Origin of the sequence: uncultured Faecalicoccus sp. (genome assembly GCF_944327125.1) — a bacterium.
In the GTDB taxonomy this organism is placed as follows: domain Bacteria; phylum Bacillota_I; class Bacilli_A; order Erysipelotrichales; family Erysipelotrichaceae; genus Faecalicoccus.
In genome coordinates this window covers 1-9,628 of the sequence record NZ_CALVGO010000047.1, presented here as the reverse complement: position 1 = coordinate 9,628, position 9,628 = coordinate 1, and the positions used below count along the sequence as shown (strand labels likewise).

General features: G+C 40.0%; 9 protein-coding genes. 8 read left to right on the top strand and 1 reads right to left on the bottom strand.

Going from position 1 to position 9,628, the window contains the following annotated elements; translation table 11 throughout:
- The 4 genes from Q0K03_RS06005 to Q0K03_RS05990 form a co-directional block, all read left to right on the top strand.
- Nucleotides 1–372 (top strand): pseudouridine synthase (locus Q0K03_RS06005; protein ID WP_366774994.1); only part of this gene is annotated, 372 nt, incomplete at its 5' end.
- Between the two features lie 55 nt (nucleotides 373–427).
- On the top strand, nucleotides 428–1,621 hold the full coding sequence (locus Q0K03_RS06000) for a cation:proton antiporter (protein ID WP_297238767.1): 1,194 nt from the start codon (nucleotides 428–430) through the stop codon (nucleotides 1,619–1,621).
- 77 nt (nucleotides 1,622–1,698) lie between these two features.
- The gene (locus tag Q0K03_RS05995) at nucleotides 1,699–2,559 is read left to right on the top strand and encodes a peptidylprolyl isomerase (RefSeq protein WP_297238765.1); all 861 of its coding nucleotides are present in this window, start codon (nucleotides 1,699–1,701) and stop codon (nucleotides 2,557–2,559) included.
- A gap of 35 nt (nucleotides 2,560–2,594) precedes the next feature.
- The gene (locus Q0K03_RS05990; RefSeq protein WP_297238763.1) at nucleotides 2,595–3,167 is read left to right on the top strand and encodes a prepilin peptidase; all 573 of its coding nucleotides are present in this window, start codon (nucleotides 2,595–2,597) and stop codon (nucleotides 3,165–3,167) included.
- Here Q0K03_RS05990 and Q0K03_RS05985 read toward each other — a convergent pair.
- Entirely contained in the window at nucleotides 3,109–3,990 is an 882-nt protein-coding gene (locus Q0K03_RS05985) for an RluA family pseudouridine synthase (protein WP_297238761.1), read from the bottom strand. The two genes, Q0K03_RS05990 and Q0K03_RS05985, sit on opposite strands and share 59 nt — an antisense overlap.
- A 58-nt stretch (nucleotides 3,991–4,048) precedes the next feature.
- On the opposite strand from Q0K03_RS05985, the gene Q0K03_RS05980 reads away from it, so the two are divergent.
- The 4 genes from Q0K03_RS05980 (at nucleotide 4,049) to Q0K03_RS05965 (ending at nucleotide 9,569) form a co-directional block, all read left to right on the top strand.
- Nucleotides 4,049–4,435: a desulfoferrodoxin family protein gene (locus Q0K03_RS05980; RefSeq protein WP_297238759.1), complete on the top strand. Its 387-nt coding sequence runs from the start codon at nucleotides 4,049–4,051 to the stop codon at nucleotides 4,433–4,435.
- Nucleotides 4,436–4,472: 37 nt separating this feature from the next.
- Nucleotides 4,473–5,666, top strand: a complete 1,194-nt coding sequence (locus Q0K03_RS05975; RefSeq protein WP_297238757.1) for a chloride channel protein — start codon at nucleotides 4,473–4,475, stop codon at nucleotides 5,664–5,666.
- A 19-nt stretch (nucleotides 5,667–5,685) separates the two neighbouring features.
- Complete coding sequence (locus Q0K03_RS05970) at nucleotides 5,686–8,274, top strand: ABC transporter ATP-binding protein/permease (RefSeq protein ID WP_297238755.1); 2,589 nt, start codon at nucleotides 5,686–5,688, stop codon at nucleotides 8,272–8,274.
- Between the two features lie 155 nt (nucleotides 8,275–8,429).
- Nucleotides 8,430–9,569: a glucose-1-phosphate adenylyltransferase gene (locus tag Q0K03_RS05965; RefSeq protein WP_297238753.1), complete on the top strand. Its 1,140-nt coding sequence runs from the start codon at nucleotides 8,430–8,432 to the stop codon at nucleotides 9,567–9,569.
- The last annotated feature ends 59 nt before the right edge of the window (nucleotides 9,570–9,628 follow it).

Sequence of the window (9,628 nt, the reverse complement as noted above, 5' to 3'; positions counted from 1 at the left end):
TATGCGGTTGTAGAAGGGACATTTTCACAAAAAGATTTTAGTATTACCTGTTTTATAAAGAAAGAACAGACCAAAGCCCTGGTTTCCAGGTCTTACAAAGAAGGCTATAAAGAAGCGAGCATGGATGTACACGTTATGGATTCCAATCCCAATGGTTCTTTGATTCAGGTCTTATTGAAGACAGGACGCTTTCATCAAATTCGCGCCAGTATGGCTTTTATCGGCCACCCTTTGACGGGAGATCATAAATACGGGTATCAGGGACCGAAAAAAAATTATATTCTTTGCGCTTATCGAATATCGATACAAAATGTTGAACTGGATCTTCCGCAGAAAGATTTCTTAATACCAAATTTACCTTTCAAGGCTTGAAAAGAAAACTCTGAAAGAGTTATAATGCTCCCTGTATTAAAAAAGGAGTTTAGATATGGAGAGCTATCACTATTTGTTAGATATTGCGCTGATTCTGTTAGGAACCAAGGTTTTTGGTTTATTTACCAGAAGACTTCGCATGCCTTCTGTAGTCGGTGCATTGTTAGCGGGAATCTTGTTGGGACCAGCCGTATTCAATCTGGTGCAGCCCAGCGATTTGATTTCTTCATTATCCGAAATCGGTGTAATCGTTTTAATGTTTGGTGCCGGATTGGAAACCAGTATCACCGACTTGAAAAAAGCCGGTCTCAAAGCGCTGGTGATTGCGGTTTTAGGGGTACTGGTTCCATTAGGAATGGGCTATGCGGTAGGTGCTATATATAATGTAGGACCAGAAGCGTGGTTAGGGAACTTATTCCTGGGCGTGATCCTGACGGCTACTTCGGTAGGAATCACGGTTGAAACCTTAAAAGAAATGGGAGCCATGAAAACGACCAGCGGAAATGCGATTCTGGCTGCAGCCGTTATTGATGATGTATTGGGAATCATCGCTTTAACTTTGGTTTCTGGTTTGGCAGACAGTTCGGTCAATGTCGGTGTCGTTTTATTGAAGATCGTATTGTTCTTTATCTTTGCCATCGTGGTGGGATTTGTCCTTCACAAAGCCTTCTCCTGGTGGTTTGATCACGATTCTAGAGGCGGCCTGCAGCGCTATTCCATCATTAGTTTTGCCTTTGCCCTGATCATGGCTTATGTATCGGAAGCTTTCTTTGGCGTTGCCGATATTACCGGATCCTTTGTTGCCGGCCTGATTATCTCAGGAACCAGCCAATGTTCCTATGTGACCAAGCGAATTGGAACTCTTTCTTATTTATTGATTTCACCCGTTTTCTTTGCCAGTATCGGTTTAAAACTGGAACCGCTCCAGTTCACCACAGAACTTTTGATTTTAATTCTTCTTCTGTGTGCTGTGGCCGTGATATCAAAAGTTCTTGGCTGCGGGTTAGGCGCCTTATTGTGCCGGTATTCTAAATCACAATCCATGCGGATTGGATGTGGTATGATTTCTCGAGGTGAAGTGGCTTTGATCGTTGCCAATAAAGGAATGGCTTTAGGAATCTTCCCACAGATCTTTGTAACACCGGTATTGCTCTGTGTGGTCTTCACTACGATCATTACACCGGTTTTATTGAAAATTGTCTATAAACCGATCCCTAACGATCCGGATTACATGATTGAACAAGCTTAAGAGATAAAATTGCCAGTTGACAGATCAGCTGGCAATTTATAATTTATATACGATAGAATAAGAACGTGAGGGATAAAGTGAAATTAAGATCAACTTTTGTTTTATTAGGCTGCGCTTTTTGTATGATGATAAGCGGTTGTCAAAGTAAATCTACTGAAAATCCGGCCGTATCGGTCTTGAACGATTCCAATGGAGTCGTCGACTTGGAAGATTTCAGTGCGTTCGAGCCTTCTGCTTTGGAAGATCAACTGGAAAAGCCAGAAAAAGGGGAAGAGATTGCCGTTATATCCACCAATCTTGGAGACATCTATGTTCGTCTTTTTCCTGAAGTTGCCCCCAAAGCTGTATACAATTTTAAGAAATTGGCTTTGGATGGGTATTATGATGGCTTGATTTTTCATCGGGTCATTTCTGATTTTATGATCCAGTCTGGAGATCCGAATGGAGACGGAACCGGAGGTCAGAGTATTTGGAAAGAAGAATTTGACGATGAATTCAGTAAAGATGCTTTGAATTTAAAAGGATCGTTATCTATGGCCAATTCAGGAAGCAACACCAATGGCAGTCAGTTTTTTATCAATCAGGCAGGGCCTGTTGATGCCTCTTATTGGGAAGATATGGAAGCTTACTATGAACAAATCAAAGAGATGGATGAGGAAGACAAAAAACTTATCGAAAACTACTATGGCTATACATTTATGAATATGGATCTTGTGGATGAATCTTACAAATCCATCTATCAAAGCCAGGGAGGAAATCCAAGTCTGGATGGAGCCTATAATGTCTTTGAGCCTCAAAGAGGTCATACTGTTTTTGGTCAAGTCTTTAAAGGCATTGATATTGTGGATGCGATTGCCAGTGTACAGACCGATGATCAGGATAAACCTTTGGAGGATATCACCATTGAAACCATTTCTATTGTTTCTTATGAGGGGTAAGGATTTGGTAAGAAAAAAGCTCTATACTTTTAGGTATGGAGTTTTTTTTCTGGATAGGATCGTGGATAAGCATTCATAGTTTCAAACAAATCTCTCTGAAAAAGAAGGACCTTTGGATCGATGTTGTCTTTGTTTTGATTACATTCTTGCAGTGTCTTTTTGTCTCCAAAACGACATGGTGGTTTTCCCAGGCGTTTCTTACTTTTTTATATGCTCTTTTCCTTAAAGATTTCTATACCTATTATTTATCTTGGAAATGGTGTATCCCCAGCTTTGCACTGATTCTTTTATGGATGTTTGTTTTGGATAAACCACTTTCTCTTTGGGGAGCCTTACTTTATGGGATTCCATCAACAGGGATCCATTTATGGCATAAAGACTGGATCGGAATAGCCGATGTTTTTTACCTGTATTACTTTGGAGCCGTGTTAGGAATCGAGCGTATGATGGTGGCGTGTTTTACAGCCGTTTTAACCGCAATCATTTTTTCTTTCATTTCAAAGAAAAAAATGGTTCCATTTTTATCTTTTCTCAGCATTGGCATTTTGATCAGTTACTGGAAAGGGTATACGATCTGGACAATGATTCAGACATTCTTTTATCGATAGGACTGACTACCATGATCTTATCGTTTTGAAACGGCGAATAGAAACTTAACCTTGTACTTTGAAGAAGCAACCCTCTTTGATCATATACGGTTCCATAAAGAGAATCGTTGAGGATTGGATATCCTAAAGAGGAAAGGTGCACTCGAATCTGATGTTTTCTTCCCGTTTTGATCTGAATCGTCAGTAAGCTTGAGTACTTTTTATATTCACAGTTTATGATCTTGGTCATGCCTGGTTTTCCGTTTTTTGATATTCGCATTTTTTTGGCATTATGACGATCTCTTCCTATGTTTTTTTCTATGACCTTTATATTCTTGGGAAAGTGTCCTTTTACAAAACATTGGTACTCTTTTTCAAGTATATGACTTTCAACTTGGTGATCAAAATAAGGCTGAAAGAAAGGAAACTTTGAAAAAAGTACCAGACCGCTGGTTTCTTTATCGATACGGTGGATGGCCTGACAAGGATAGATCCACCCTTCTTTTTGAAGGTAAGAATTAACACGGGCCTGTAAGGTATCTTCTTCATTTCCATCGCTGTGTACCAGAAGAAAACAAGGTTTAAAGGCAACCACACAAAACATATCTTCATAAACGATGGTGACTTCTTTATCGGATAAGGCAACATGACTTGAAACGGCCTTGAATGAAAGCGTATAGATCTTATTTTTTTGAAGCTGTTTTTGATCAAAATCCGTGTGCTGGTTCCAGTGCTTTCTGGACATATGAAAAAGGCTCTGCAATTCATTCAGAGTAATGTCTTTTTGCGGCATAAAGCGAAGAATGTTGGGGGTACATTGTAAAAGTTTTATGATTTCAGGCATATTCATAGAATATTTTAAAAGTTAAGGATATAATGTCAATATAAAGGAGGACTTCATAATGAAGATTTTAAAATGTAATGAATGCGGTGCTGTATTTGAAGTGGTATTAGAACCTAAGAATGGTCATATTCCAGAAGGGTTCCGTGAATTAAAAGCCGGCGAAACGGACGGGGCAATGGAGAAACATGTTCCTGTTGTTGAACAGGATGGACATAAGCTGATCGTAAAGGTAGGCAGCGTACCACATCCAATGACACCGGAACACTATATCAATGCGGTTTGGGTAGAATTTGAAGATGGATCCTATGAGAAAAAAGTTTTGACGCCGGAGATGGAGCCGCAGGTTCATTTCTGCATGAAAGGCAAATCAGGGAAAGTCACGGTTTACGAATATTGTAATTTACACGGACTCTGGAAAACAGAATATACTTTGAAGGAAGAATAGGCATGGACAACCATGTCTTTTCTTTTATAATGAAGGTATGGCATTTAAGACAATTTACAGTATTTTTTGCGGTGCAGTAATCGGATTTTTGATTTGTTTGTTTTCGATAGGGATCGATACAATGATTAAGATCCGCGAATATTTTGGCTTCTGGATGATTTTAGGTCTTCCTTTAGCAGGGTTGGTGATTGTCTATCTGTATGAATCTCTAGGAAAGAATGCCAATCTGGGTGTAGGACTTTTATTTCGAAAAGAGAGAAACCAAATCGAAACTCTTCCTGAATTCCTGGCTCCATTGACATGGCTTTCTTCGATGCTTTCACATCTTTTTGGTGCTTGTACCGGTCGTACCGGAGCTGCTATTCAGATCGGTGCTTCGATAGGAGATCTTTTAGAAAGAAAGCTTTCTTTTTTTCGTTCGCTGACTTATGATATCACACCATATATTGCCGCCAGTTTCAGCGGTTTGTTTGGTTTGCCTCTAGTGGGGGCATTCTTTTCTTTGGAAATCTTTGATACTAAGACAAAAAATTTAAATAATCTTTTTCTTGTATTTCTTTCCAGTTTTTCCGCTTATGGAATTCGATATTTGCTGGGAATGGAAACATTTCTATTGCCTTTTGAATTTGAATCTCATTTTCAGCTTTCTTTGATCTTTCTGTCAATCTTGTCGGGTTTGGCAGGCGGATTGTTTGCCTTTTTGTTTCAACTTTGTAAAGAGGGATTCAAAAAGTTTTTTTCTTCTCCATACGCCAGAGTGCTTATCGGCAGCCTACTTTTGGTGGCTTGTTATATCTTGATAGGCAATGAACGGTATTTTAATACAGGACAGAATCTAATCAATGAACAAATGTTTTTATCTCATGACTGGATCTTAAAGGCAGCACTCACGATTTTATGTGCCGCCAGTGGATTTGTTGGGGGAGAAGTTATGCCGATTTTTACTGTTGGTGCGGCATTTGGATCGGTTGTTTCTTCTATTTTGGGAATCGATCCTTCATTTGGTGCTGCATTAGGCGTTGTAGCTTTTTTTGCTTCATCGACACATACTTTTATGACACCTCTGATTTTGGGTATAGAATGGTTTGGATTTTCATTTTTACCGTGTTCTTTTCTTGTTGTTTTGTTGAGTTATTTGTTGAACGGAAAGCAAAGCATTTATCAAAATGTAAATAAACAAGAAAGATCGTCTATTATTGTTAAGGTACTTAACAAATGGTATAATAAATGATATTTCAAGGAGGTCATCTATGTTAGAAGTTCGTCATCTTGTGAAAGATTATGATACAGGTACGAATGTTGTGCATGCACTCAAAGATGTTTCCCTGGCATTTCGAGACAGTGAATTTGTTTCGATCTTAGGGCAAAGTGGATGCGGAAAGACAACGTTCTTAAATATCATTGGAGGCTTGGATCAGTATACCAGCGGGGATTTGATCATCAATGGAAGATCCACGAAAAACTATACGGATAAAGACTGGGATACCTATCGCAATCATCGTGTGGGATTTGTATTCCAAAACTATAATCTGATTACTCACCAGAGTGTGTTGAGCAATGTGGAACTGGCTTTGACACTAACAGGTGTGGGAAAAGAAGAAAGACGGAAAAGAGCCATAGAAGTTTTAAAAAAGGTCGGATTGGAAGATCAGCTGGATAAAAAGCCAACCCAGATGTCAGGGGGACAAATGCAGCGTGTAGCCATTGCCAGAGCTTTGATCAACAACCCGGATATTTTACTGGCGGATGAACCGACAGGCGCTTTGGATTCCCAAACCAGTGTGCAGATCATGGAGCTTTTAAAAGAGATTGCCAAAGATCGGCTGGTGATCATGGTGACTCACAATCCAGAACTGGCAAGACAGTATTCAACGCGCATCATTCGATTGTTTGATGGGGTTGTGCAGGACGACAGTGATCCTGTTCAATTTGAGGATACCCAGGTTTCAAAAGAAAATCTGAAAAAAACAGGGATGTCTTTTAAAACAGCTCTTTCGTTAAGCTTTAATAACCTGCTGACAAAAAAGGGAAGGACCCTTCTGACCAGTTTTGCGGGAAGCATCGGAATCATTGGGATTGCTTTGATCTTATCTTTATCCAACGGGGTGCAGACTTATATCAATCAGGTTGAAAGTGATACGATGGCCAGTTATCCTATTGAGATCCAGGACAGTACCATGGATATGTCGACAATGATGGAGACCATGATGAATATGCAGGGCGATAAAAAGAAATCGAATGTCAAAGAGGATGAAGTGGAGTCCATGCCTTACATTAACGATATTCTTAATTCCATCTCTAATTCCACACAGAATAACCTGGGTGCATTCAAATCTTATCTGACAGGTAAAGAAGGAAAAGAGCTGGTAAGTCATACCAAAGCCATCGAATATGAGTATGGACTGAGTCTTCATGTTTATAACGATATGGGAGAAAAAGGTCTGGTGCAAGTTTCTCCTAATGGCTTACTTGATCGCCTGGGATATTCCGATCTGATGAATCTGCAGAATCAGTTTATGTCCAGCAGTGCTTCCATGATGTCTAATGAAGTCTGGCTTTCTTTGCCGGAAAATAAAAAACTTTGGGATGATGAGTATGAGCTGGTGGATGGAAAATGGCCGGAAGAATATAACGAAGTTGTGATCGAAGTTAATGATAAAAATCAGATCTCAGACTATGTCCTTTATTCTCTAGGTCTGATGGATCAGGATGAACTGGTAAAAAACTATCAGGAATTGCTGGCGGGAAATACCGATGAAATCAAAACCAGTGAACAGGTTACTTATACGTATGATGAATTGTTGAATACAACATTCAAACTGGTCAAAAACAGTGATCTGTATCATAAAGTCAATGGAGTGTGGATCGATGGATCCGAAGACGAAGAGTATGTTGATGAAGCATTGAACAACGCTATAGATGTCAAGATCGTCGGGATCATTACTCCAGCGGAAAATACGATGTCGACTTCGACCATGGGTGGCGTTTATTATTCCTCGGCTATGCGGGATTATATGATTGAACAGTGTAAACTCTCACCAATCGTAGAAGAACAGCTGGAAAATCCGGATATCAACGTGTTTACGGGAACTCAATTCTCTCAGGGGGAAGAAATCAAAATGAAAGATTTGACGCCGGAACAACAGATGGCGCTGGCATCCATGTCCCAGGAAGAACTCATGGCTTATATCAGTACATACAATGACAATCTTAACGCAACGTATGAATCCAATTTGCAGAAACTGGGATATGTCGATATGAACTCTCCAACAAAGATCAGTATCTACGCTTCCAGTTTTGAAGACAAAGAAGCCATCAGCGATTTGATCAATGAGTATAATGAAAAACAGAAAAAGGAAGACAACATAGCCAATGTGATCACGTATAATGATTTTATTGGAATGATGTTGACCAGTGTATCCAATGTGATCAATATGATATCGTATGTATTGATTGGATTTGTTTCGGTTTCACTCATTGTCTCAAGTATTATGATTGGAATCATTACCTATATTTCGGTTTTGGAAAGAACAAAGGAAATTGGTATTTTACGAGCCATCGGGGCTTCCAAAAAGGACATTTCCCATGTGTTCAATGCAGAAACTTTTATCATTGGACTAACCAGCGGGTGTATGGGGATCTTGATCACGATTCTGTTGAATCTTCCTATCAGCATGGTCGTGGAAAATCTGACGGGAGTCGCTCATATTGCGTCGTTGCCTTGGCAGGGCGGCGTGATCTTAGTTTTGATCAGTTTGGTGCTGACTGTCATTGCCGGTTTGATTCCAAGCGGTATTGCCTCCCGAAAAGATCCGGTGGAAGCTTTACGCAGTGAATAATAATTTGAACCTGGTTGCCAGGTTCTTTTTTCTTGTAAAAAGAATGTAAATAATGATGATAGCGCATACATTTTGATGAAAATATCATTTAATTTTCATGAAAAAGTGGTATACTAAAAATTAAGTAAAACACTATGTAGTATAGGAGGATGGTTATGGAACAAAATAATATGCTCGCGATGATTTTAGCGGGTGGGCGTGGGACGCGTTTATTGGAGCTGACCAAGAAAAACGCAAAACCAGCCGTTTACTTCGGTGGTAAGTATCGAATCATCGATTTTCCTTTGAGTAACTGTGCAAATTCAGGAATCAAAGTCGTAGGCGTTTTAACACAATACGAATCCGTTATGTTGAACGCCTATGCCGGTGCCGGACAGCGATGGGGCCTGGATACAAGGGGAAGCGGTGTGTATGTACTTCCGCCTCGCGAAAAAGATGGAACAAAATTTGATGTGTATCAGGGGACTGCGGATGCAATCACTCAAAATATTGACTTTATTGATACATTCGATCCGGAGCATGTTTTAATCCTTTCTGGAGATCATATTTATAAAATGGATTATGCAGACATGCTTTCACTTCACAAGGAAACGGATGCGGCTTGTACAATTGCCGTTTTACCGGTACCGATGAAAGAAGCCAGCCGTTTTGGAATCATGAATACAGACGATGAAGGACGAATCGTTGAATTTGAAGAAAAGCCGGCACATCCAAAATCAAATCTTGCCAGCATGGGAATCTATATTTTCAACTGGAAGGATCTGCGTAAAGAATTGATCGCGGATATGAATAAAGAAGGTAGTCATCATGACTTTGGAAAAGACATCATTCCTTCATTCCTGAATCAGGGAAAGAAACTTCAGGCGTATCAGTTCAATGGTTACTGGAAGGATGTTGGAACAATCGATTCACTCTGGGAAGCCAACATGGATCTGCTTACCAAAACGAATGAATTGAACCTGGACGATCCAGAATGGAAGATCTATACAGAAGATGTACCGACACTTCCTCATTACGTAAGTCCAACTGGAAGTGTAAAGAACTGTTATATCAATCAGGGAGCCATTATTCGCGGACACGTTGTGGAATCTGTGCTTTTCAATGATGTGACAGTGGATGAAGACGCTGTTGTTGAACAGGCTGTCTTGATGCCGGGTGTCAGTGTTGGTGAAGGAGCAAAAGTCTACCGTGCCATTGTCGCTGACGGGGTAAAGATCGACGCCGGTGCCGTTGTAGGATCACCGGACAGTGAAGAAATTTTGCTTGTTTCCAAGCGTGTAAAGAAAGGGGAGTAACCGACGATGTGTGATGCATTAGGAATCGTAACTTATAATGACCCAAGTGTCTATGTAAG